The 23904-nt window shown below is 73.8% G+C and carries 13 protein-coding genes; 10 read left to right on the top strand and 3 right to left on the bottom strand.

Features of this window, described 5'->3' with window-relative positions; translation table 11 throughout:
- The first annotated feature begins 27 nt into the window (after positions 1-27).
- Positions 28-2172, top strand: a complete 2145-nt coding sequence (locus tag ACQP2P_RS23100; protein ID WP_433603987.1) for an ArnT family glycosyltransferase — start codon at positions 28-30, stop codon at positions 2170-2172.
- An 8-nt stretch (positions 2173-2180) separates the two neighbouring features.
- Here ACQP2P_RS23100 and ACQP2P_RS23095 read toward each other — a convergent pair whose 3' ends face one another.
- On the bottom strand, positions 2181-2756 hold the full coding sequence (locus ACQP2P_RS23095) for a TetR/AcrR family transcriptional regulator (protein WP_433603986.1): 576 nt from the start codon (positions 2754-2756) through the stop codon (positions 2181-2183).
- Positions 2757-2836: 80 nt separating this feature from the next.
- Between ACQP2P_RS23095 and ACQP2P_RS23090 the strand changes: the two genes are divergently transcribed.
- Both ACQP2P_RS23090 and ACQP2P_RS23085 read left to right on the top strand, forming a co-directional pair.
- Positions 2837-4327, top strand: coding sequence for an MDR family MFS transporter (locus ACQP2P_RS23090; protein ID WP_433603985.1), 1491 nt, complete (start codon positions 2837-2839; stop codon positions 4325-4327).
- Positions 4246-5352 carry an FAD-dependent oxidoreductase gene (locus ACQP2P_RS23085; protein WP_433603984.1) on the top strand — a complete coding sequence of 369 codons (1107 nt, stop codon included), beginning with the start codon at positions 4246-4248 and terminating at the stop codon, positions 5350-5352. Before ACQP2P_RS23090 ends, ACQP2P_RS23085 begins: the two co-directional genes overlap by 82 nt.
- 36 nt (positions 5353-5388) lie before the next feature.
- On the opposite strand, the gene ACQP2P_RS23080 is transcribed toward ACQP2P_RS23085, so the two are convergent.
- Both ACQP2P_RS23080 and ACQP2P_RS23075 read right to left on the bottom strand, forming a co-directional pair.
- Positions 5389-5694 (bottom strand): WXG100 family type VII secretion target, encoded by a 306-nt coding sequence (locus tag ACQP2P_RS23080; protein ID WP_350617783.1) that lies wholly within the window; start codon positions 5692-5694, stop codon positions 5389-5391.
- A gap of 20 nt (positions 5695-5714) precedes the next feature.
- The gene (locus ACQP2P_RS23075) at positions 5715-6593 is read right to left on the bottom strand and encodes a hypothetical protein (RefSeq protein WP_433603983.1); all 879 of its coding nucleotides are present in this window, start codon (positions 6591-6593) and stop codon (positions 5715-5717) included.
- A gap of 459 nt (positions 6594-7052) precedes the next feature.
- Between ACQP2P_RS23075 and ACQP2P_RS23070 the strand changes: the two genes are divergently transcribed.
- The 7 genes from ACQP2P_RS23070 to ACQP2P_RS23040 all read left to right on the top strand — a co-directional run bounded on the left by ACQP2P_RS23070 (position 7053) and on the right by ACQP2P_RS23040 (position 23707).
- A complete protein-coding gene (locus ACQP2P_RS23070) occupies positions 7053-14150 on the top strand; it encodes a hypothetical protein (protein WP_433603982.1) in 7098 nt (2365 codons plus the stop codon).
- Entirely contained in the window at positions 14147-16522 is a 2376-nt protein-coding gene (locus ACQP2P_RS23065; RefSeq protein ID WP_433603981.1) for a right-handed parallel beta-helix repeat-containing protein, read from the top strand. The genes ACQP2P_RS23070 and ACQP2P_RS23065 overlap by 4 nt, the downstream gene beginning before the upstream one ends.
- The gene (locus ACQP2P_RS23060) at positions 16509-17306 is read left to right on the top strand and encodes a ricin-type beta-trefoil lectin domain protein (protein WP_433603980.1); all 798 of its coding nucleotides are present in this window, start codon (positions 16509-16511) and stop codon (positions 17304-17306) included. The genes ACQP2P_RS23065 and ACQP2P_RS23060 overlap by 14 nt, the downstream gene beginning before the upstream one ends.
- A gap of 116 nt (positions 17307-17422) precedes the next feature.
- Entirely contained in the window at positions 17423-20905 is a 3483-nt protein-coding gene (locus ACQP2P_RS23055; RefSeq protein ID WP_433603979.1) for a ricin-type beta-trefoil lectin domain protein, read from the top strand.
- Between the two features lie 155 nt (positions 20906-21060).
- The gene (locus ACQP2P_RS23050; RefSeq protein ID WP_433603978.1) at positions 21061-21705 is read left to right on the top strand and encodes a helix-turn-helix transcriptional regulator; all 645 of its coding nucleotides are present in this window, start codon (positions 21061-21063) and stop codon (positions 21703-21705) included.
- Complete coding sequence (locus ACQP2P_RS23045) at positions 21702-22802, top strand: alanine racemase (protein ID WP_433603977.1); 1101 nt, start codon at positions 21702-21704, stop codon at positions 22800-22802. The genes ACQP2P_RS23050 and ACQP2P_RS23045 overlap by 4 nt, the downstream gene beginning before the upstream one ends.
- Positions 22796-23707: an ornithine cyclodeaminase family protein gene (locus ACQP2P_RS23040; RefSeq protein WP_433603975.1), complete on the top strand. Its 912-nt coding sequence runs from the start codon at positions 22796-22798 to the stop codon at positions 23705-23707. The genes ACQP2P_RS23045 and ACQP2P_RS23040 overlap by 7 nt, the downstream gene beginning before the upstream one ends.
- Positions 23708-23904 lie beyond the last annotated feature (197 nt).

Raw genomic sequence — 23904 nt, 5'->3', positions numbered from 1 at the left:
CATCCCGACATATGCCATGGAGAGCCCGTGACGTCTGCATTGCGGTTCTGGCGCTCCCCCGAGGGCCAGCCCGGCTGGGCCCGGCCCGCCCTGCTGGCGGTGGCCGCCCTCGCCGCCGTGCTCTACGCCTGGCGCATCCGTGACAGCGGCTTCGCGCTGTTCTACTCGGTCGCGGCCAAGAGCATGTCGGTGAGCTGGAAGGCGTTCTTCTACGGCGCCCTGGACCCGGGCGCGACCGTCACCGTCGATAAACTGGCCGGCTCTTTCGCGCCACAGGCGATCTCGGCGCGGATCTTCGGCTACCACGCCTGGTCCCTGACCCTCCCGCAGGTGGTGGAGGGCGTGGTCGCGGTGCTGGTGATGTACCGCGTCGCTCGCCGCCTCGCCGGCCCGGCGGCCGGGCTGCTCGCCGCGGGACTGTTCGGGCTCACCCCCGTCGTCGCCTCGATGTTCGGTCACCCGATGGAGGACGGGCTGCTCACCATGGCCCTGGTGCTCGCGGCCGACGCGTTCCAGCGGGCGCTGCTGGAGGGGCGGCTGCGCTCGCTGCTGCTGTCGGGCGTGTGGATCGGCGTCGGCTTCCAGGCCAAGATGATGCAGGCGTGGCTGGTGCTGCCCGCGATGGCGCTGACCTACCTGGTCGCCGCGCCCGGCCCGTGGCGCCGCCGGCTCGGCCACCTCGGCGCGGCCGGGGCGGTGATGCTGGCCGTGTCACTGTCCTGGGTGGCGCTCTACGAGCTCACCCCGGACGCGTGGCGCCCCTACGTCGACGGCAGCACGAACAACAGCGCGCTCGCGATGGTGTTCGGGTACAACGGCTTCGACCGCTTCGGCCTGCACGTGCCGGGCGCGGTCGAGTCGATGTTCACCGGCGGCGCGAACGCCGGCGGCCCGGGCGGCGGGTTCGCGCCGCCGGCCGGGCGGGGCCCGGGCGGGCAGCAGGGGTTCGCCAAGCTCTTCGGGCAGCGGTACGGCACCCAGATCGGCTGGCTCTACCCGCTCGCCGTGCTCGGGCTGGTGGCCGGGCTCGTCGCCCGCGGCCGGGCCCCGCGCACCGATCCCGAGCGCGCCGGCCTGCTGTTCTGGGGCCTGTGGCTCGCCACGGTGGCCGCGGTGTTCAGCGCCATCATGATCCCGCACACCGCGTACATGGCCTCGCTCGCGCCGCCCCTGGCCGCGTTGTCGGCGTCGGCCCTGGTTCGCGGGTGGCGCGGCCTGCGCGACCGGCCGGCGCCGGGCGCGGCACCGCCGGAGTCCGCCGCGGCGCCGCCCGGGTGGCGGGGGCGCACCGCGGCGGGGCTGCTCCCGGTGCTCGTCGTGGCCGGGGTGGCGTGGGCGGTGTACCTCAGCCTCCGCTTCCCCGGCTTCCTGCCCTGGCTGCCGTGGACGATCGCGGCCGCCGCGCTCCTCGCCCTGCCGGTGCTGGTCGCCGCCGCGGTGCCGCGGGCACCCCGGCCGCGCCGGGCCGTGCTGCGCGCCGCGATGGTGCTGGCGATCGCCGCGACGGTGGCCGCCCCGAGCGCCTGGGCCGCGTCGGTCCTGGACCCGCGCTACGGCGGCAGCGCCTTCGACGCCTCGGCCGGCCCGGTCGGCGGCGGCTTCGGCGACCGGCGCGGCGCCGGACCACCCGAGGGCCGGCCGGGCACACCGGGCGGCGGCTTCCCGGCCGGCGCCATGCCCGGCGGTGGCTTTCCCGGTGGTGGCTTCCCCGGCGGCGAGGCGCCCGACGTCCGGCGGTTGGTCGCGCGGGGCGGGCCCGGGGGCGGCTTCGGCGGCGGCCCGTTCGGGGAGACGAGCGGGACGCTCACGGCCGACCAGCGCCGCCTCGACGACTACCTGGTCGCGCACCGCGACGGCGCGCGGTACCTGGCCGCGACCACCTCGTGGAGCGCGGCCGCCCCGTACATCATGGCGACCGGCCGGCCCTACCTGCCGATGGGCGGCTTCAGCGGCAGCGTCCCGAACCCGACCCTCGCCGGCGTCCAGCGGCTCGTCGCGCGCGGCGAGCTGCACTACGTGCTGCTGCCCGGGGCCGGCGAGGGGGGTTTCGGGTTCCGGCCCGGCCGGACGGGCGGCACGACGAGCGCGATCGCGGACTGGGTGCGGGCGGCCTGCGCCGCGGTCCCGGACGACGTCGGCGTCGGCGACCAGGAGCTGTACCGCTGCGGATGACCGGCCCCTCAGGCCGGGCGCCAGCCGCCGGCCAGGATGCCGAAGACGGTCTCGACGGCCGCCTCCGGGTCGGGGCGGCCGCGGGTGATGGCCGGGATCTGCAGCATGAACCGGGCGAGGGTCGCGCTGGCCACGTCGCCGGCCGGCGCGCCGCACGCCTCGGCGATGGCGGCGGCCAGGCTGTCCGTGTGCCGGGACCACATGCGCTCGGCGTAGTCTCGCAGCGCCGGCGTCGAGTCCACGAGGGCGGTGAAGGCGGCCAGCCGCGGGTCGTCGGCCAGCGGCAGCCAGTGGTCGCGCGCGTATCCGCGCAGCGCCTCGATCACGTCCGTCCCGGCGGGCCGGTCCCGGACCGCGGCGACGAGGCGGGCCTCGCGGTCCTCGTCCATGTCGAACACCAGCGCTTCCTTGCTCGGGAAGTGCTTGAACAGCGTGGTGGTCGAGACGTCCGCGGCGTCGGCGATGTCGCGGATGCTCACCTGGTCGTAGCCGTGCTCCAGGAACAGCCGCAGGGCCGCGTCGGCGATGGACTGCCGGGTCGCGGCTTTTTTGCGTTCGCGCCGTCCGGGCGGGGCTTCGGTCATACGCCGATCGTACCCGAGGGTGGCATCAGGCACTAAGTTGACTCGTTGCACTTTTGAACTCAGTCTGCTTTTCTTGAGTCATGCGAGTCGTGCGGAAGGTGAACGTCCGGTGGGTCCTGCTCGGCGTGATGCTGGCGATGCTGCTGGCCATGCTCGACAACATGGTCGTGGGCACCGCGATGCCCACGATCGTCGGCGACCTCGGCGGGCTCGCCCACATCTCCTGGGTCGTGACGGCGTACACGCTCACGACCGCGATCTCCACGCCCGTCTGGGGCAAGCTCGGCGACCTCTACGGCCGCAAGCACGTGTTCCTGGCCGCGATCGCGCTCTTCCTGGCCGGCTCGGGCCTCGCCGGGGCCGCGCACTCGATGGGGCAGCTCATCGGGTTCCGCGCGTTGCAGGGGATCGGGGCCGGCGGGCTCGGCGCCGGGGCCTTCGCGCTCATCGGGGCGCTCGTGCCGCCGCGGGAGCGGGGGCGGTACCAGGGCATGACCGCCTCGGTGATGGCGATCGGCACGATCGGCGGCCCGCTGCTGGGCGGCCTGGTCACCGAGCACCTCGGCTGGCGCTGGGCGTTCTACCTCAACCTGCCGCTCGGCGTGCTGGCCCTGGTGTGGTGCGCGGTGCTGCTGCACGTGCCCGTCACGCGCGTGAAGGCCCGCATCGACTGGCTCGGCATCACCCTGCTCACCGTGGCGATCGGCAGCCTCGTGCTCGCCGCGACCTGGGCCGGGGGCACGTACTCCTGGGGCTCGTGGCCGATCCTGGCGCTCGCGGCCGGCTGCGCCCTGGCCACCGCCGCGTTCGTGGTGTCCCAGCGCCGGGTGGCCGAGCCGGTGCTGCCGCCGCGGGTGTTCACCGGGCACCGCAACTTCCCGCCGGCCCTCGTGATCGTCACCGCGGCCGGGGTCGTGATGTTCGGGTGCTCGCTGTACCTGCCGCTGTTCCAGCAGTCCGTCCAGCACGCCTCCGCGGCGAACTCGGGCCTGCTCCTGCTGCCGCTGATGATCCCGGTCGTCGTGGTGTCGCAGCTCGCGGGGCGGTACATGACGCGCACCGGGAGGTACAAACTCTTCCCCTTGCTCGGCGCGGGGTTCCTGATCGCGGGCACGGGCCTGCTGGCCACCATGACCGAGCACACCTCGCGGGCCACGACCGGTGTCTTCATGGCGCTGATCGGCGCCGGCCTCGGCTGCACCATGCAGATGGCGACCACGATCGCCCAGAACAGCGTCGAACCGCGGGACCTCGGGGCCGCCTCGGCCGCCACGAACCTGTTCCGCACGCTCGGCGGCTCCGTCGGCGTGGCCGTCTTCGGCACCCTGTTCACCAACGCGGTCGCCGGGCACGTCGCCGACCCGGCCGGCATCGCCACCGGCGTCCGGCACATCTTCCTTGTCACGCTCTTCGTGTGCGTCGCCGGCCTGATCGCCGCCGCCCGCATCGAGGAGGTCCCGCTTCGCAGCGTCCAGAATGGAGCCAAGTCATGGCCAGCATCACGATCATCGGCGCCGGCCCCGGCGGCCTCACCTGCGCCCGCATCCTCCAGCGCCACGGAGTCCCGGTGACGGTCTACGACCGCGACCCGAGCCCCGACGCCCGCGACCAGGGCGGCACCCTCGACCTGCGCGCCGAGGACGGCCAGCTCGCGCTGCGCGAGGCCGGCCTGCACGAGGAGTTCCTGACGCTGGCCCGGCCCGAGGGGCAGGAGATGCGCCAGTACGACGCCCGGGGCGAGCTGCTCTTCCACGCCGTCCCCGAGGCCGGCGAGCTGGTCAAGCCCGAGATCGACCGCGGCCAGCTGCGCGACCTGCTCCTGGACTCCCTCGAGCCCGGCACCGTGCGCTGGGGGCGGGCGCTGGAGTCCGTCGGCGGCTCGGGCGAGCTGCGCTTCGCCGACGGCACGACCGTCGAGACCGATCTCGTCGTCGGGGCCGACGGCGCCTTCTCCCGGGTGCGGCCCGCCGTTTCGGATGCGGTACCGCAGTACAGCGGCGTCACCTTCCTGGAGGCCTGGTTCTCCGACGTGCGGGAGCGCCACCCCGACCTCGTCGAGCTCGTCGGCGGGGGCAGCGCGGCCGCGGCCGACGGCGACCGGGGCCTGTTCGCCCAGCGCAACAGCGGCGGGCACATCCGGGTGTACGTCATCCAGCGCGCGCCCGTCGACTGGATCGCCGCGAGCGGCCTGACGATCGCCGACACCGAGGGCATCCGGGCCCGGCTGCTGGAGTCCTACGCGGCCTGGTCGCCGCGGCTGCGGCGGATGCTGACCGACAACGACGGGCCGTACGTGGACCGCCCGATCTTCGCCCTGCCCGTCCCGCACGCGTGGACGCACAACCCGGCCGTGACCCTGCTCGGCGACGCGGCCCACGTCATGCCGCCGCTCGGCGTCGGCGTCAACCTGGCCATGCTCGACGGCTGCGAGCTGGCCCTGGCGCTCGCGCACCACGCGAGCGTCGGCGAGGCCGTGCGCGCCTACGAGGCGACGATGCTCCCGCGCTCGGCGCAGATGCAGAAGGTGACCGAGGGCGGCGCCGAGTTCCTGCTCTCGGCCGAGGTACCGGACTTCGGCTACGGCGAGCAGTCGTGACCCGGAGCCGCCCCCGTCGCGGCGTCGGCCGCCGGCTCAGCTGCCGGCGGAGCGGATCTTCCCGGCCATGTCCGTGTCCATCTCCTCCATCGAGGTGCGGATGTCGCGGAACTGCTTCGCGAAGTCGTTGATGCCCTTCATCGCCGCGAGCAGCGACGTGTTGAACTTCTCGTAGGACTCCTTCATCGCCGGGCTGGACTGCTGGAACACCAGGCCGTCCTCGAGCAGGTTCGACACGTCGCTGCGCAGCGACTCCAGCATCGGCAGGATGTCGCGGACCGCGCCGTCGAGGCGGGTCGACGTCGCCTCGATCTTCTCGTAGTCGAGGGAGATGTTGGGCATTTGCTCGGCTCCAATTCCGGTCAGTACATCGGCGTCGGGTAGTAGGTGTCGTCCTCGGGACTGGTCTTGCTGGTCTCGTCCCACTTCGCGTAGCGGTCGGGGCGCGAGTACTCGGTCACGGTGCCGTCCGGCTCGCTGACGGTCATCGTGCCGCCGCCGTTCGGGTTCAGCGCGATCACGGTGTGCGTGGTCTTGCCGTCCTGGTCGGTGGTGTCGGTCGTCGACGAGCCGTTGTCGCCGGTCGTGGTCACCGAGTGCGTCTTGCTGCCGTCGCTGAAGACGGTGTCCGTGGTGTAGTTCTTGCCACCGTCGCTGTACGTGGTCGTGGAGGTGTACTTCTGGTCGCCGTTGACGACCGTCGTCTCCTCCTTGATGACGTTGTTGTGCTCGTCCAGCGTCAGGTGCGTGTGCACGGAGCCGGTCGCGGTGTTGATCGTCATGTCGGTGGGCGGCGGGCCGGGGTCGGTCGCCGAGCAGAAGTCCGGCATCTTGCCGTCGGGCCCGGGAACGCAGTCGCCGCGATGGCCCTGCAGGTAGTCCCACTCGGCCTTCTTGTCCTTCCACCGGTCGAGGTCGAGGGTGGAGCCCATCATGCCCATGCCGTCGGCGATCTGGGCGTCGACGTCGAAGTAGCCGTCCGCCACGGCCCCGAAGATGTCCCCGAGCTCGCGCAGGTCGTCCTCGGCCTTGCTCATCGGGTGCTGGGCGCGCCGGTACAGGCTGCGGAAGCTCTCGGCGAGCGTCTCGTTGCCGAAGACGCTGTCGCTGTCGCCGTACTCGATGCTGCCCACCTGCGAGAAGACGGTGTCCCCGAGCCGCGGCCCGATCCGGTCGGCCAGGTCGTGGAGGTCCTTGCGGGCCTGGTGCAGCAGTCCGTAGTCGATCGCGAAGTCGGGCACGGCACGCTCCTGACCGGTCCCCCGCCGACCGGGGTCCCGCCACGACCACGTGCGAACCCCGCTCCCGGTTCACCGCCCGCCCGCTCCGCCCCGGTCCGGGCGGTGCCGCACTCGGTAAACCGCCGCGGGCGGGGAAGGGGATCACACGGGAGAAGGCCGAGCGCTGCGGGCGTGCCGCGTCATGGGCGCCGCGCCCGGCGGCTTCGAGGGATCGCGGGCCAAGGGGCCTGCAGCCGCGCACCCGGCATCGGCGGCCCGGCCCGGATCCTCGTCCGGCCCGACGGGTACGTCGCCGCGGTCGCCCACGGGGCCTGGCGGAACGCGCTCGCCGGGGCCGCTGCCCGCATGGCGACGCCCGGGCCGTGATTTCCCCGGCGCGGGCGTGAACCGGAGCGGCCCCTCGATCGTGGTCGAGGCGAGGCCGGACAACCCGGGAGCACATGCGAAGGAGGCGAGGCCGTGGCTCGCCCGACCGACTGGGACAAGGTCGGCCTCGGATCGGACCCGACGCCGGGCGACCCGGGCCGCATCGACGAGGTCATCGCGTCCATCCGCGACCTCGGGCAGGTCGCGCGCGACGTCGACGACGGGCTGGCCGCGGTGCTCGAGACCGCCGGGCCCAACGCGTTCGTCGGGCAGACCGCCGACGCGCTGCGGGAGAAGATCTCGGACCGGCTCCGCGGGTTCGTGCAGAGCCTCGCCGAGGCGTTCGAGTGGTCGGTGACGGCGCTCACGACGTACAACTCGACCCTGCGCGATCAGCAGTGGCGCGCCGACAACGCGCTCAGCCAGGCGCGCAACCTCGCCGAGGACGACCCGAGCCGGCAGGGGTTCACCGACACCGCCAGGAACGCGGGCACCGCCGTGTCCGACGCCGCGACCACCGCCTCGAACAAGATCGTCGACGCCTACGAGCACATCAAGCAGCCCGTCTCCGGCTGCGAGGAGTTCTGGGAGATCTTCAAGTGGCTCGCGATCGCGCTGATCCTGCCCGCCCTCGTGTTCGGCGGGCCGATCGCGCTCGTCGCGCTCGGCGTCAACATGGTGCTGTTCATCAAGACGGCGGTCGACTTCGCGCAGGGTAAGGCCTCGGCGCTGGAGTTCTTCCTGTCGGCGCTGGGCATCCTGGCCCCGACCACGCGGGCGGTGCCGATCTTCCAGCTCATCAAGACCGGCGCGCAGTTGGCCTGGAACGGGCTCAAGGCCGGCGCGTTCGCGGTGTTCAAGTTCTTCGGCAACACCTTCAAGGGCATCATCTCGCACCCGTTCGTGCTGTTCCCGGGCCTGCACGACATGGTCGCGCTGAGCGGCAGCTGGGTGAAGGGCGCCGGGCTGTGGGTGCAGGCCGGGATCAAGGACCTGCCCTCGTTCATGGCCACGACCCTGGGCAAGGGCGGCCTGATCGTCGTCAACGGCGTCAAGGGCATCGGCAACGTCGTGGCAGGGATCCCCGGGTTCCTGGCCAAGTTCGGCAGCTCGACGTGGACGTTCCTGCAGCGCGAGTTCGGCGGCAACAGGTGGCTGCGGCTGTTCCTGCCGGCCGAGGCCGACGAGCTGCACCTGGGCGTGTGGCAGGCGACGAAGCTCGCGGTGTGGGACCGCGGCGTGCTCGGCAAGCACATCTTCGGGCTGCCGAAGCCGCACCCGGTGCTGCCCGAGCGCGGGGTCGACCTCCCGTCGATCAAGCTCGCCGAGGTGCGGGCCGGAGACCTGGCCGTGCCGCCGCGCCTGCAGATGCCGAAGCTGACCGGCTTCGGCGGGCTCGGTCACCTCGGCATGAACCCGCCGAGCATGCACATCCCGACCTCGTTCGGCGACTCGCTGCACTTCAGCGGGGACGCGGTGCGCAACCTCGACGCGCTGCTGCTCTCGCCGATGGACACGATCTCGAAGGTGCGGGTCGAGGCCTGGGCCGAGCGGGCGGTGAACCCGGTCCTGGCCAACGTGGACCACATCACCGGGATTTCCTCGGCGGTACACCTGCAGCCCCCGACGGTCGCCCACCTGGCCGGCGGCACCGCGATCTCCAGCACGGTCCACGCCCTCGACCTGCCCGGCCTGCACCTCACCCCGCCGGCCCACACCGCCGGCACGAGCACCCTGCACGCGCTGGACCTGCCGGGCCTGCACCTCAACGCCACGGCCAACGGCGCGACCACCCTGCACGCCCTCGACCTGCCCAGCGTGCACGTCAACCAGCTCGTCAACGGCGCGAACCACCTCAACCCGCCGCACCTGCAGGCCCCGCACCTGGACGTGCCGGGCCTGGGCAACGTCGGCGCCCTGCACACGGGCGCCGTCCCGCCGGCCCCGGTGCACGCGATCGACGCCCTCGGCTCGGCCGCGGTCTCCCCGCCGTCCCTGCACCTCATGAACGGCGCCCCGACGTCGGCCCTCAACGGCGCCGGCGGCCGCATCGCCGACCACACCAGCCTGGCCATCAACGCCCAGCACGTGTCCATGGACCTCGGCTCGGTGACCCGCCACCTGGACACCCCGGCGGTCCACGTCGAGGCGCCCGCGGTCAACGCGATCGTCACGCCTGCGGCGGTGACCCACGTGGCCTCGACGGCACCGCCCGCACCGGTCACCCACCTGGCGACGACGACCCCGCCGGCTCCCGTCACCCACCTGGTCAACACGCCGACGATCACCCACACGGTCGACACCACGGCCCACATCGCGGCGACTCCCCCGCCGGTCCACGTCAACCTGGCCCCCGTCGAGCACACGCCGGCGGTCCAGGCTCCGGCCGTGCACACGGCGAACACCGTCTCCACCGTCCGCACGGCCGACGTGGCCACCGTCCACACCGGCAACGTCGCTCCCGCGCACGTGGCCGGGGCGCCGAAGGTGGACGACCTCGTCGTGGCCGCGCCCGTCACCGCCGGCCCGAAGACCGCGGAACGCACCCCCACCGTCGTCAACCCGGCCCACAACGCCGGCACCGGCGTCCAGACCGGGGCCACCCTCGACCCGATCGGCGCGACCGCCGTCGCCGGCCTGGTGCAGACCCAGCTCGGCGGGCGCCTGGCGCGGGCCGAGACCGGCCTGGACAACGCGATCCACTCGGCCGGCAGCCCCGGCAAGACGGTCAGCCTGCCGGGCGGCGGCATCGAGGGCGCCTGGCGCCGCGACAGCGACCGCATCGGCGAGCTGTTCGGCGGCGCCGACGACCCGCTGCGGGCGAAGAAGATCGAGACCTGGGCCGCGTACACCCGCGCCCGCAACGAGCTCGGCCGGGTCGAGCAGACCTGGAACGACATCATGGACCGCCCCGGCGGCTCCTCCCGCGGCCCGACGGCGGTGGAGGTGCGGGCCGAGCGCACGTACGCGGCCGCCATCACCCGCGTCGACCGGATCGCCCGCGACCTGAAGACCCTCGGCATCGACCCGGTGACGATGGACCTGCGCATCGCCGAGATCACCGCGGAGTCGGTCAGGGCCCGGCCCCGCCTCCTCGGCGGCGGCCAGCCGTTCTCCAAGATGGCCCCGGAGCCGTTCGACCCGCACGTGCCGATGCGCGACGTGCACGGCTCGGCGTCGGACCTGCGCATCGAGATCCACACGGTCGGCAACGTCGAGTCGCTGCGGGTCGTCGACGCCGGCGGAGTGGGGCGGCCGGAGTACGTGGCGGTCGCCCACGGCGACGGGGGCTTCCAGGTCACCGACATGATCCGGGGCGAGGAGTTCCGCCGGTTCGACGACGTCGGCAACCTGCTCGCGACCGGCCGCCCGGTCCAGGGCCACGCGGGCTGGTCGCACGTCACCCCGACGGGCGCCCAGCCGCACCTCGAGGTCCCCGCCGGCTTCCAGGCCAACCCCCACGCGGGCGGCGGGTTCCAGGTCGACAACCTCACCAACCCCGGCCACTTCGAGCGGTTCGACATCAACGGCACCCTCACCCACACCGGCCGCCCCGTCCAGGGCCACGCCGGCTGGTCGCACGTCACCCCGACGGGCGCCCAGCCACACCTCGAAGTCCCCGCCGGTTTCCGGTCGAATCCCCACGCCGGCGGGTTCCAGGTCGACAACCTCACCGACGTCGCGCACTTCGAGCGGTTCGACATCAACGGCACCCTCACCCACACCGGCCGCCCCGTCCAGAACCACGCCGGCTGGTCCCACGTCACCCCCCACGGCGGCGGCCAGCCACACCTCGAAGTCCCCGCAGGCTTCCAAGCCAACCCCCACGCCGGCGGCGGGTTCCAGGTCGACAACCTCACCAACCCCGGCCACTTCGAACGCTTCGACATCAACGGCACCCTCACCCACACCGGCCGCCCGATCCAGGGGCACCCCGGCTGGTCCCACGTCACGCCACAGGGTGGCGGGGAGCCGTACCTCGAGGTGCCGGCCGGTTTCCGGTCGAATCCCCACGCCGGCGGGTTCCAGGTCGACAACCTCACCAACGTCGCGCACTTCGAACGCTTCGACATCAACGGCACCCTCACGCACGTCGGGGTCCGGGCCGACAACCTCGCCGGCAACGTCGAGCATCTCCTCGTCAACCCGGTCGGTGGCGGCTGGCACGCCGAGCACGCGGTCACCGGGGCGCAGATCCCGCACCTGCGGGTGCAGCGGCTGGCCGGCAACGACTTCCGGGTCACCGACACGCGCGGGCTGCACAACGGGGAGTACCGCGTCCACAACCCCGACGGCGCGGTCACCGCGCAGTCGTTCAACGTGCTGCGCGACGGGCGGCCGACCGTCCGGCAGTTCGTCGCCGACGTGCCGAACGGGACCTGGCGGCTGCACGAGAACGGGGCGCCGGTGGTCAATCCGGGGCCGTTCCAGCGCGGCACGGCCGACTTCGCCGGTGCCGTCAACGGCCGCGTGAAGCTGCTCACCGACACCGGGGCGGAGATGTTCCACCGCCGGCCGGTGCCGGGCGCGAACCAGACCCTCGACGTGTTCCGCACCGTCGGCAATGACCTGCGCGGCGGGCAGCGGCCCCAGTGGGCCAAGTTCGACCAGACCGGGACGCTCGTCGACCACGGCGTGCGGCGCTTCGACAACTCGGCGGTGTCGTGGCGGGACGTGAGCCACACCGGCACCCCGTCGCACGCGATCCGGCAGAGCCTCGGCGGCGGCGAGGTCATCGCGACCCGCGACGCGCTCGGCCAGTGGCGCTGGACGCGGGTCGACCAGCACGGCGCGGAACTCGGCAGCGGCGTGCGGACCGTCGAGCGCGACGGCGGGTGGACCGACCGGATGGCGCCCGGGGCCGGGGGCGCGCCGGGGGCGATCGCGCAGCGGCAGCACGGGCCGTGGCACGGGCCGGACAGCGCGGGGATGTACAAGGAGTACGACCTCGCGGGCGGGGCCCCGGCGGCGACGTGGAAGTCGCAGTCGCCGCACGGCAAGGACGCCGGGAAGCTGCAGAACCTGCCGAACGGCTCGACGCTGGAGACGGCCCGCTGGTCCGAGCAGCGCCCGCCGCACTGGGCGCGCCGGTTCCTCGCGGGCATCCCGGGCGGCGTGTTCCGGCTGCACGAGAACCAGTTCCTGCGCACCGACACGAAGTTCCAGGTGTTCACGTGGACGCGCATGGACCCGGGCGCCGTGCGCACCGACGGGTTCCGGTTCGTGTCGATGAGCGAGGCCGCGTACGACGTCGGGCGGGACGGGCGCTTCGTGCGGTACACCGGCAAGCTGGAGCACGGCAACACGCTCACCGTCGGGCACGACGTCGTCCCGCTCCCGGCCGGAGCGGCCCGCAATCCGTTGCACGTCCCGTGGTCCGAGGGGGCCGGCAACCTCAGCGGCTACCGGGTGTCCTTCGGCCGCGGCGTCCACGCGGACGGCCGGGTGTGGGAGGACCGCTTCGTCACGGCCGGCGACTGGTACGCCTTCAACAACGACTACCGGGTCGCCCGGGCCGGCTACGCGGACGGCTCGATCCGGGAGTTCCAGCGCCCGCCGGCCGCGGGTGCGGCGGGCGGCGGGTTCGCGTCGCGGATCGACGCGTTCGAGGGTGTGGGCCGGCCGTGGGTGCAGCGCGACATCCACGGTGTCGTGGTCGGCCGCTGCGACGAGTTCCCCACGATGGCCCCCGGCGGCGGGACCGTGCACGTGGAGGCGACGGGCGGGGCGACGACGCGGCGCTGGACGTGGACCGACGGCACGAACAGCGGCACCCGCGACTGGGGCCGCAACTTCAACGGCCCGCACACCACGTTCGACGACTCGTTCCGCGACTTCCAGCGGGTCAACGGCGTCGACGTGCTGGTGCGGGAGCGGCGGATGCTCGACGGCGGCGCGTACGTCGACGCGTGGCGGGTCGACAACGCGGCGGGCGGCCACACCTGGCACTGGCACCGGGTGGACCGCCACGGCAACGTCACCGCGCCGCTCGGGGCCGGCCGCGAGTGGTGGAACGGCCGGGCCTGGCACGCGGAGTGGTCGCCGGGCGCCACGAGGTTCCGGGACCTGACCGGCCCGACCCTGGTCCGTGACGTTCCCGCCGCGGATGTGCTGAGGGTGCGCGAGTACCGGGGCGGCGACCTCGGCGTGTGGAAGGAGTTCGACATGGGAGCCGTCGTCCGGGAGCGCAAGCCGCTGCCCGGGGTCGGCTTCATCGAGAAGGACGCGTGGCGGGGGCAGTGGCGGCAGTACGACGCGGCCGGCACCATCGTGGCCAGGCGCGACGACGCCGGCTGGGTGCACGTGCCCGGCCTCGGGCGCGGCCTCGACCTCGCCGGGCGGGAGCTGGACTACCGCGGCTGGGCGTCGCAGGTGCGGGGCTGGAACCGGCGCATCCGCGAGAGCAACCGGATGGCCTGGGGCGGCGAGCTGCACGTCGGCAACCTCAACGAGGCGCTGTACAAGCCGTACTGGCAGCACGCCGCCCAGAAGATCGCGCTGGAGTTCGCCCAGGAGTTCCTGCTCGAGTTCGCGGCCAACCTGGTGGTCAACGCGATCGTCGACGCCATCGCGGGCAAGCAGTTCAACGGCCAGGACGCGCTCAAGGCGTTCGCGAACGCGGCCGTGGGCTCGGCGGTCAAGAGCGCCGTCGGGTCGGTGATGCACGAGAACCGGTTCGGGCCGATGCAGCGCACCGCCGACCTCAAGGCCGGCCTGGCGAACATCGACGGCGGCAAGGCCTGGTTCCGCAAACCGCTCAACCACGACAAGCACTGGAGCAACGAGTGGGCCGGGAACGAAACGGCGACCCGCTGGCGGGGCGGCACCTATGACTTCGCGTTCAACGTCCCGGTCGCCGGGCTCACCGGCTTCGTCAACGGCGCCATGAACGCCTCGGTCTTCGGCATCACCAACGCGGACGGCGACACGATCTATCTCTCTGGCGGCGCGGCCGCGTTCGACGGGCTGCTCGCGGCCGCGTCGGGCATCACCGGCGCGGTCACCACGACGATCGGCAAGACGCTGTTCAACGCGGGGCTGGGCGGGCGGGCGTTCCACCGGCAGGGCCTGGCCGAGTTCGGCTTCCAGCTGCCCTGGAAGATCGTCGAGAAGGTCGTCACCTCGGAGCTGCTCAAGGCGTTCCGGCCCAGCGTCAACCCGTGGTACTACCAGCCCGGAGGATGGCCGTGACGGTACATCTGGTGGCCCCCGGCCGCCGCGGAGCCCATCGCGACCTGGCCACGGCCCTGCGGGCGGCCGCGCCCGGTGACACCGTCGCCGTGGCCCCGGGCCGCTACGCCGAGACGCTGCGGCTGGACCGGCCGGTGACGCTGCGCCCCGAGGCCGGGGCCGGCAGCGTCGAGCTGGCCCCGGCCGGCACCGAGCCGGCCCTGACGGTGGCGGCCGCGGACTGCGCGGTGCACGGGTTCACGATCGCCGGCACCGACCCGTCCCGGCCGCTGGTGTCCGTCGTGGACAGCGGCGGGCTGGTGCTGCAGGACGTCCGCGTCCGCCAGGGGCGCGTCGAGGCCCGGGGCCCGGCCGCGCTGGCCCTCACCGGCGGGGCGATCGAGGGGGCCGCGGGCGCCGCGCTGCATCTGGTCGGGCCGGCCCGGGCCGAGGCCACCGACGTGCGCATCGGCGACGGCGCGGGGGTCGTGCTCTCCGGCGACGCGCAGTTCGCGGCGACCCGGCTGCGGCTGCACGGCACCGAGGGCTCCGCGATCCGGCTGCGCGGCACCGCCCGGCTGGCCCTCGCCGACTGCCGCATCGACCGGGCCGGGCGCACCGGGCTGCTGCTGGAGGACGCCGCGACCGCGCTGGCCGAGCAGAGCAGCATCGCCGCCGCCGGCTCCGCGGCCGTGCAGGTCAACGGGGCCGCCCGGGCGAGGCTCACCGAGTGCCGGATCACCGGCCCGGGCGCGAGCGGCCTGGTCGTCGCCGACGACGGCGAGCTCGTCGCCGAGGACTGCACCGTGCGCGACGCCGGGGCCAACGCGCTGCTCGTCACCGGCTCGGCGAAGGCCCTGCTGACCGGCTGCCACCTCGTCGGCTCCGCCTTCGGCGCGGTCCACGGCGCCGGCGCGGCCCGGCTGCGGCTGGAGCGGTGCCGGGTGGTGCGCGGGGCTGAGCACGGCGTGCACGCGGCCGACGACGCGGCCGTCGAGCTGTCCGGCTGCGACCTGTCGGACCTGGCCATGAGCGGGGTGCACGCGGCCGGCAAGGCGCGGCTGAGCGCCGACGGCTGCCGGGTCGACGGCGCCGACATCGGGCTGCGGCTTGCCTCGGCCGCGGCCGCGACCGTGCGCAACTGCACGGTGGTGCGCCCGGCCCGGGTCGGCTTCGAGGTCACCGGGGCCGGCGCGGCCACCCTGGCCGAGGTCGCGGTCCGCGACGCGGGCGCCGCCGGGATCGTCGTGGACAGCCCGGCCGAGGTGCGCATCGACGGCGCCACGGTCACCGGGGGCGGCGGCTCCGGCCTGGTGGTGTGGACGGGCGCGAAGCCGGCCGTGTCGGGGCTGCGGGTGCATGGCGTGGCCAAGAACGGGCTCTACGTCGCCGACGACGCCGGGGGCACCTACGAGGACTGCCGCATCACCGAGCCCGGCTTCACCGCCATCCACGTGGGCGAGCGCGCCACGGCGACGTTCGACGGGCGGCCGGACGCCGTGCCGCTGACCAAGGCCGCCGGCGCGCCGGAGCGGCCGGTCGCCGAGTCCGACGCGGAGCCGGTCGAGGAGAGCCTGGACGACCTGCTCGGCGAGCTCGGCGTGCTGGTCGGCCTCGACCGGGTCAAGCGCGACGTGCACACGCTGGTGAAGCTCATGCAGACGGTGCGGATGCGCCAGGAGGCCGGGCTGCCGGCGCCGCCGCTGAGCCGCCACCTCGTGTTCGCCGGCAACCCCGGCACCGGCAAGACGACCGTGGCGCGCCTCTACGGCCGGCTGCTCAAGGCGCTGGGCCTGCTGCGCCGAGGCCATCTCGTGGAGGTGGACCGCTCCGCGCTCGTCGGCGAGTACGTCGGGCACACCGGCCCGAAGACCGCCGCCGCCGTCACCCGGGCGCTCGGCGGGGTGCTGTTCATCGACGAGGCGTACTCCCTCGTCCCCCGCTTCGGCGACGACTTCGGCCACGAGGCGATCGCGACGCTCGTGAAGATGATGGAGGACCACCGCGACGACGTGGTGGTGATCGTCGCCGGCTACCCGGACGAGATGACCCGGTTCGTCGGGGCGAACCCGGGCCTCGCCTCCCGGTTCACCCGCACGCTGCACTTCGACGACTACGACACCACCCAGCTGGTGGCGATCGTCGAGCACCAGGCCGGCGAGCACCGCTACGAGCTGACCGTCCCCGCGGCGGAGGGGCTCGCCGCCTACTTCGACGCGTTGCCGCGCGGCGAGGGCTTCGGCAACGGCCGCCTCGCGCGCCAGGTGTTCCAGGAGCTGACCGAGCGGCAGGCGCAGCGCGTCGCCGAGCTCGACGGCGCCGGCCCCGACGACCTCGTGCTGCTGCGGCCCGAGGACCTGCCTTCTGTGAGGAGCGACCGTGCCCCAGTCTGAGGAATCCTTCGCGGCCGCCTACGCGCGCAAGCCCGCGACCGCGGCCCGCGGGCTGCTGCCGGACCGGCGGGTGTGGATCGCCGCCGGGGGGCTGGCGACGCTGGCGGTGCTGGTGGCGGTACCGCTGCAGCTGCGCTGGCCCTCGCCGGACCGTCCGCGGGTCGCGGACCCGCAGTATGTCTTCCCCGCGGCGGTCACCGAGTCGCAGACGTCCCCGAGCGTGGCCCCGGGCTCGCCGGCCCCTTCCGCCGCGCCCGTGCAGTCGGCCGCCGGGCAGCCCGCGGCGACCACGCAGCAGCCGAAGACGACGGGTGGCAGCCCGGCCAAGGCCGCCCCGGCGAACACGGCCGGCGCCGCGGGGGTCAAGCCGCCCGCGGCCGCCACGACCGCCGCCGCGCCGACGATCCCGGGCCGCGCGATCGTCGGCGTGCAGTCCGGGCTGTGCCTGAGCGCGAACTCGGGCAAGGACGGCGCGGCGCTGACGATCGCCCGGTGCGACGGCTCGGCGGTGCAGCACTGGGAGACCGCGCCGGACGGCACGATCCGCTCGGTCGGGCTGTGCATGGACGCCGCCTGGGCCTCGACCGACGACTACACCACGATTCAGGTGGCGAAGTGCAACGGCAACCAGGCCCAGCAGTGGCGCCTGAACGGCTCCAACGACCTGGTGGACACGCAGGCCGACAAGTGCGCGGACGTGTTCGGGGAGAACACCGCGCCGGGCAGTGCCGTGAAGCTGTGGCCGTGCAACGGCAAGAGCAACCAGAAGTGGTACTGGCGCTGAGCGCTCGGTCTCGCGGCGGCGGAGGCAACACGGGAGGGCGTTCTGTCAACATTTCCCATAACACGTATTGACAACTTTAGTTACGACGCAGTGGAGTGAGGGACAGCATCCGCTCAGTGCTGCCCTGTGAGGTATCCGTGCCCAACCGCCGCCTCCTGCCCCGAGCCGCCGCGCTCGCGCTGCTCGCCGGGGCACTCGTCCCGCTCGCGCCGGCCGCGCCCGCCCAGGCCGCCACGAACGTCGTCACCGATGGCAACGCCCGCTTCGAGGTGCTCACCCCGACCCTCATCCGCCTCGAATACGCCGGCGACGGCGCCTTCCAGGACGCGACCACGTTCAACGTGGTCAACCGGAACTTCCCGGTGCCGTCGTACACGACGACCGCCACGCCGGACGGGTACCGCGAGATCCGCACCGGCGCGCTGACCCTGCGCTACAAGCAGGGCAGCGGCGCCTTCACCGCCGCGAACACCTCCGTCGCGCTGTCCACCGGGGTGACCGCCCAGCCCGCGTTCCCCTCCTACTGCGCGTGGAACACCGCCTGCGAGGCCGAGAACGCGCTGCTCACCGGGCGCGCGACGCCCGCGTACGACCACACCGGCTACACGGGCTCGGCGTTCGCGGCCGGGATCGAGGCCACCGGCTCCGGGATCGCGGTCGACGTCAGCGGCGTGCCCGCGGCCGGCAGCTACCGGCTGCAGGTGCGCTACGCCAACGCGACCGGCGGCGACGGGCAGAGCACCACGCGCACGTTGTCGACCCGGGTCGGCACGACGGCCGGGCCGCAGCTGAGCCTGCCCGCCACCGGCAGCTGGGACACCTGGGGCACCACGTCGGCGACCGTGAGCCTGCCCGCCGGCACGAGCACCGTCACCGTGGCGCAGAACGCCTCCGACTCGGGGCACGTGAACATCGACAGCATCGCGCTGACGCCCACCGGCACCACGGCGTTCCCGGCCGCCTCCACGGCGCTGCTCACCACCGCCTACGGGGCCGGGCCGAAGGACGCCCTCGGCGGCTGGTCTCGCTCGCTGGACAACCCCAGGGTGCTCCCCGTCCCCGAGCACCCGGGCATGCTCGCGCGATCCGGCTGGTACCTGCTCGACGACTCCCGGACCGCCCTGTTCAGCGCCGCGCACGTGCTCAGCGACCGGCCCGGGCACGGCGGCCAGCCGTACCAGGACGGCTACTTCTTCGGCTACGGGCAGAACTACAAGCAGGGCCTGCGTGACCTCAACGCGCTCACCGGCGGCTCGGCGCTGCTGCCCCGGTCGGCGTACGGCGTCTGGTACTCCCGCTACTTCGCCTACAGCACCGCCGACTACCAGAACACACTGCTGCCCGCCTTCCGCGGCACGTTCACCCCGATCGACTGGCTCGTCGTCGACACCGACTGGAAGTCGCCGAGCCAGTGGAACGGCTGGAACTGGAACGCGTCGCTGTTCCCGGACCCGCAGGCCTTCCTGAACTGGACGAAGCAGCAGGGCCTCGACGTCTCGCTGAACGTCCACACGAGCATCGCGGGCAACGACCCGAAGTTCGCCGCGGCCAACAGCACCGCGGGCGGGCTGATCCCCGACGGCGGCAACTACGTCTTCGACTGGTCGAAGCCGGCGCACCTCAGCGCGTACATGAACCTGCACAAGCCGTTCGAGCAGCAGGGCGTGCGCACGTGGTGGCTGGACTACTGCACGTCGTGCGGCGCCTCGATCGCGTCGAACGCGCACGTCTCGGCCGACACCTGGATCAACCAGGCCTACGCGGACGCCGCGGCGGCGCGGGGGCTGCGCGGGTTCTCCTTCGGGCGCATCGGCGGCGCGGAGTACGGCAACGACGACTCCAGCTTCGCGGCCGGGCCGTGGGCCGAGCGGCGCAACACGATGCAGTTCACCGGCGACACCCCGGCGACGTGGGACATGCTGGCGTTCGAGGCCCGGTTCACCCCGGACCTGGCGGCCGCCGGCTTCTCCAACGTCAGCCACGACATCGGCAGCTTCCACGGCGGGCACCTCGCCGACGACCTGTACGCGCGGTGGGTCCAGCTGGGCACCTTCCAGCCGGTCGACCGGCTGCACTCCGACCACGGCGACCGGCTGCCGTGGAACTACACGGGCGCGGCGGCCGCGAGCGCGGAGAGCTTCCTGTGGCTGCGGGAGGCGCTGGTGCCCTACACCTACACGCTGGCCCAGCAGGCGAACACCACGGGGGTGCCGATCACGCGCCCGCTGTACCTCAACTATCCGGCGAACACCGAGGCGTACACGAACCCGACCGAGTACCTCTACGGCGACAACGTCCTCGTCGCGCCGATCGTGAGCAGCTCCGGCTCCCGCTCGATGTGGGTGCCGCCGGGCACGTGGACCGACTACTTCACCGGCCAGGTCTACACCGGGCCGTCGACGGTGACCGTCTCCGCGCCGCTGTCGCGGATGCCGGTGCTCATCAGGTCGGGCGGCATCCTGCCGACCCGCACCGACTACGTGGACAACGCCGGGCAGCGGCCGCTGACCCAGCTGACCGTGAACGTGGCCGCGGGGGCCGACGGGGCCTTCTCGCTCTACTCCGACGCGGGCGAGGGCACCCCGACGGCCTCGGCGAGCGCCCCGCTGAGCTGGAGCGAGGCGTCGCGCACCCTCACCGTCGGCGCGCAGACGGGCACCTTCACGGGGGCGCCGGCGTCGCGGCAGTACACCTTGCGCCTGTCGAACGCGAACGCGCCCACCGCCGTGAGCGTGGACGGGGTGCAGGTCCCGGAGACGGCGTGGTCGTGGAACGCCAACCAGCGCACGGTCACGGTCACGACGGCCGCGCTGGCGCTCAACGCCCAGCACACCGTCTCGCTGTCCGGCTCGGCCACCGCCAACCCCACCGCCGGGGAGGTTCTCGGCGCCGGCGGCCTGTGCCTGGACGTGCGGGGCGGGGCGTCGGCGGACGGCACGGCGATGCAGCTGTACGGCTGCAACCACACCGCCGCCCAGACGTTCGCCTACGGCGCCGACAACACCGTACGGGTGCTCGGCAAGTGCCTCACCGCCGGGGCCGGCGTCACGATCAGCACGTGCTCGGGCGCGGCCGCGCAGCAGTGGTCGCACCAGTCCAACGGCGCGCTGACCAACGGCGGGCAGTGCCTCGACGTGCCGAACTCGAACACCACGCCGGGGGCGGTGCAGCTGCAGATGTACGCCTGCAACGGCTCCGGCGCCCAGCTGTGGAAGCTGCCGCCGGGCGCGGTCACCGGCCCGGGCGGCCTGTGCGCCGACGTCGCCGACGCGTCGCCGGCCTCGGGCACCGCGGTGCAGCTCTACACCTGCAACGGCAGCGACGCCCAGCGCTGGTCGGCCCCCGGTGACCTGTCGCTGCGCGCGCTGGGCAAGTGCCTCGACGTGGTCAACGGCGGCACCGCCAACGGCACGGCGGTGCAGCTGTGGGACTGCAACGGCACGGGCTCGCAGCAGTGGACCACCCGCGCCGACGGGACGCTCTACAACCCGCCGTCGGGGCGCTGCCTGGACGACCCGAACAACAGCCAGCAGGCGGGCGACCTGCTGCGCATCTGGGACTGCAACACCACCGCGGCCCAGCAGTTCCGGCTGGGCTGATCCGCAGGCGCATCGGGCCTCGTCGCCGCCACGACGGGGCCCGATGTCATGCGGTGCGCGGCTTGCGGACCCATCACGTGCGGACCATCACGCCGGCCGAAGCCCGGCGAGTGGCGGACTTTCTGTCCAGGCTCTGGACGTTTACTATAGGCGGCGTGACAGCGGGGGCCGACGCGATCCTGAGCGCGCTGCGGCCGGTCGTGGACGGGATCGCCGCCACGTTCGGGCCGACGTGCGAGGTCGTGCTGCACGACTACCGGCTCGGCGAGCGCTCCGTGGTCGCCGTCGCCGGCAGCGTCACCGGGCGCGCCGTCGGCGGGGCCCTGAGCGAGATCGGGCTGGCCGTGCTCGCCCAGGGCGACGCGGCCGGGAACGACCTCAACTACGTCTCGCGCACCGGGGACGGCCGGATCGTGAAGTCCTCGACGATGCCGCTGCGCGACGGGGACGGGCGCGTGTTCGGGGCGCTGTGCGTGAACGTGGACGTGACCGCCCTGCGCCAGGCCGGCGATCTGCTGGCCGCCCTGGCCGGGACCCTGCCGCCGCAGACCCCGGCGACCACGTTCACCAACGACTTCGAGGATGTCGTCGACGCGCTCGTGCGCGCGGAGGAGCTCGCACGCGGCCGGCCCGCGGCCGGGCTCGGGCGCGGCGAGCGCATCGCCCTGCTGCGCGCGCTGGACGAGCGGGGGGTGTTCCGCGTCCGCAACGCCGTCCCGCGCGTCGCCGACCGGCTCGGGGTGTCCCGCTCCGCCGTGTACGCAGATCTGGCCGAGTGCCGCAGAGAGGCCCAGCAGTGACCACATTGGACGATCCCGAGACCCCGTTCGCGGCCCTCGACCCGCACCGCGTCGAGGCGAACGTGCGGCGGCTGCGCGCGCATCTCGAGCGGCTCGGCGTACCGCTGCGCCCGCACGTGAAAACGGCGAAGTCGGTCGAGGTCGCCCGCATGGTGCACGGCGGGGGGCCGGGACCGGTCACCGTGTCGACGCTCGCGGAGGCCGAGGCGTTCGCCGCGGCCGGCTTCACCGACATCCTCTACGCCGTCGGCATCGCGCCGCACAAGCTCGACCGCGTGCGGGCGCTGCGGGCGAACGGCGTCGAGCTCACCGTGCTGCTCGACAGCGTCGAGCAGGCCGCGGCCGTGGCCGGGCTCCCGGCGCTGATCGAGATCGACTGCGACGGGCACCGCGGCGGGGTGCGGCCCGACGACCCGGCGCTGCTGGACATCGCGAAGACCCTCGGCGAGCCGCGCGGGGTGCTGACCCACGCCGGCGAGTCCTACTTCGCCGACGGCGACGAGCAGTTGCGGGCCGCGGCCGAGCACGAGCGGGCGGTCGCCGTCGAGGCGGCCGGACGCCTGCGGGCGGCGGGGTTCGCGGCGCCCGTGGTGAGCGTGGGCTCGACCCCGACCGCGCACTTCGCGACCGACCTGCGCGGCGTCACCGAGGTGCGGGCCGGCAACTTCGTCTTCTTCGACCTCGTGATGGCGGGCATCGGGGTGTGCACCCACGCGGATCTCGCACTCTGCGTCGTCGTCACCGTGATCGGGCACCAGCCGGACAAGGGCTGGATTCTCACCGACGGCGGCTGGATGGCCACCTCGCGCGACCGCGGCACCGCGCGGCAGCGGGTCGACCAGGCGTACGGCCTCGTCGCCGATCTCGACGGCAACCCCTTCGAGGACCTGCTCATGACCGACGCGAGCCAGGAGCACGGGATCCTCGCCATCCGCCCGGGCAGCGCCGCGAAGCTGCCCGCCATCCCGGTCGGCGCGCGGGTGCGCGTCCTGCCGATCCACGCGTGCGCGACGGCGGCGCAGCACGAGCGGTACCACGTCCTCGAGCCCGGCTCGCGGACGATCCAGGCCGAGTGGCCCCGAGTGCGAGGATGGTGACCGTGATCTTCCTGTCCGAGGCGGAGTCCGCCGCCCTGATCGACGAGGACCTCGCGTTCGCGGCGGCCCGCGAGGCGCTCGTCGCCGCGGTCGACGACCGGGCCGAGGTGTTTCCGGCGGTACTGGCCCACGGTTCCGACCCCCGCAACCGGTTCACGGTCAAGTCGGCCGCGTCGCAGACCCTGGCGGGCCTGAAGGTGGGCAGCTACTGGCCGGACAGCGAGCCGCGCCACAATTCGGTGGTGCTGCTGTTCGACCAGGACGCCGGGCGCATCGCCGCCGTCGTGGAGGCGGGGACGGTCAACGCCTACCGTACGGCCGCCGCCGACGCGGTCGCCGCGAGCGTCCTGGCCCGCCCCGACGCCGCGACCCTGGCCGTGTTCGGCACCGGCCACCAGGCCCTCTACGAGTGCGCCGCCCTCGCGCGCGTGCGGCCGATCGCGTCGATCCTGGTCGTCGCCCGCACCGCCGAGCGCGGCGCCGCGTTCGTCGAGCGCCTGGCCGCGCGCGGGCTGCCGGGCACCGTGACGCCGGCCCGCGAGGCGTGCCTCGGCGCCGACATCATCGTCACGGCCACGACGGCGACCGCCCCGCTCTTCGACGCCGAGTGGGTGCGCCCGGGCACGCACGTGGCGAGCATGGGCTCCGACGCCGTCGGCAAGCAGGAGCTGCCGCCCTCGCTGCTGCACAACGCGCGGCTGTACTGCGACCTGCCGGCCCAGTCCCGCCGCATCGGCGAGTTCCAGCACGCCGCGGGGCTGGACGTCACCGCGATCGGCGACGTGCTCACCGGGCGGGCGATCGGCCGCGTGGAGCCGGAGGACATCACGGTCTTCGACAGTTCGGGCATCGCGCTGCAGGACCTCTTCATCGCCGAGGCCCTGCTGCGCGCCGCCGGCTCCTAGCCGCAGACTCAGGCCGCTTCCGCAGCGGGGCTTGCGCGCCACCGGCTCCCCGGCGGCGTTTCCGCAACCGGCCGCGTGGCAGGGCTTGCGCCACCCGCTCCGCGGCGGCGTTCCGCGACCGGCTCCGCGGCGGGGCTTGCGCGGGCGGCTCCACGGCGGGGCTTGCGCGGGCGGCTCCACGGCGGGGATTGCGCGGG

Source organism: Dactylosporangium sp. CA-139114, assembly GCF_050955725.1.
In the GTDB taxonomy this organism is placed as follows: domain Bacteria; phylum Actinomycetota; class Actinomycetes; order Mycobacteriales; family Micromonosporaceae; genus Dactylosporangium.
The sequence above is the reverse complement of the archived record's forward strand: the minus strand, read 5'-3'. Positions and strand labels throughout refer to the sequence as shown.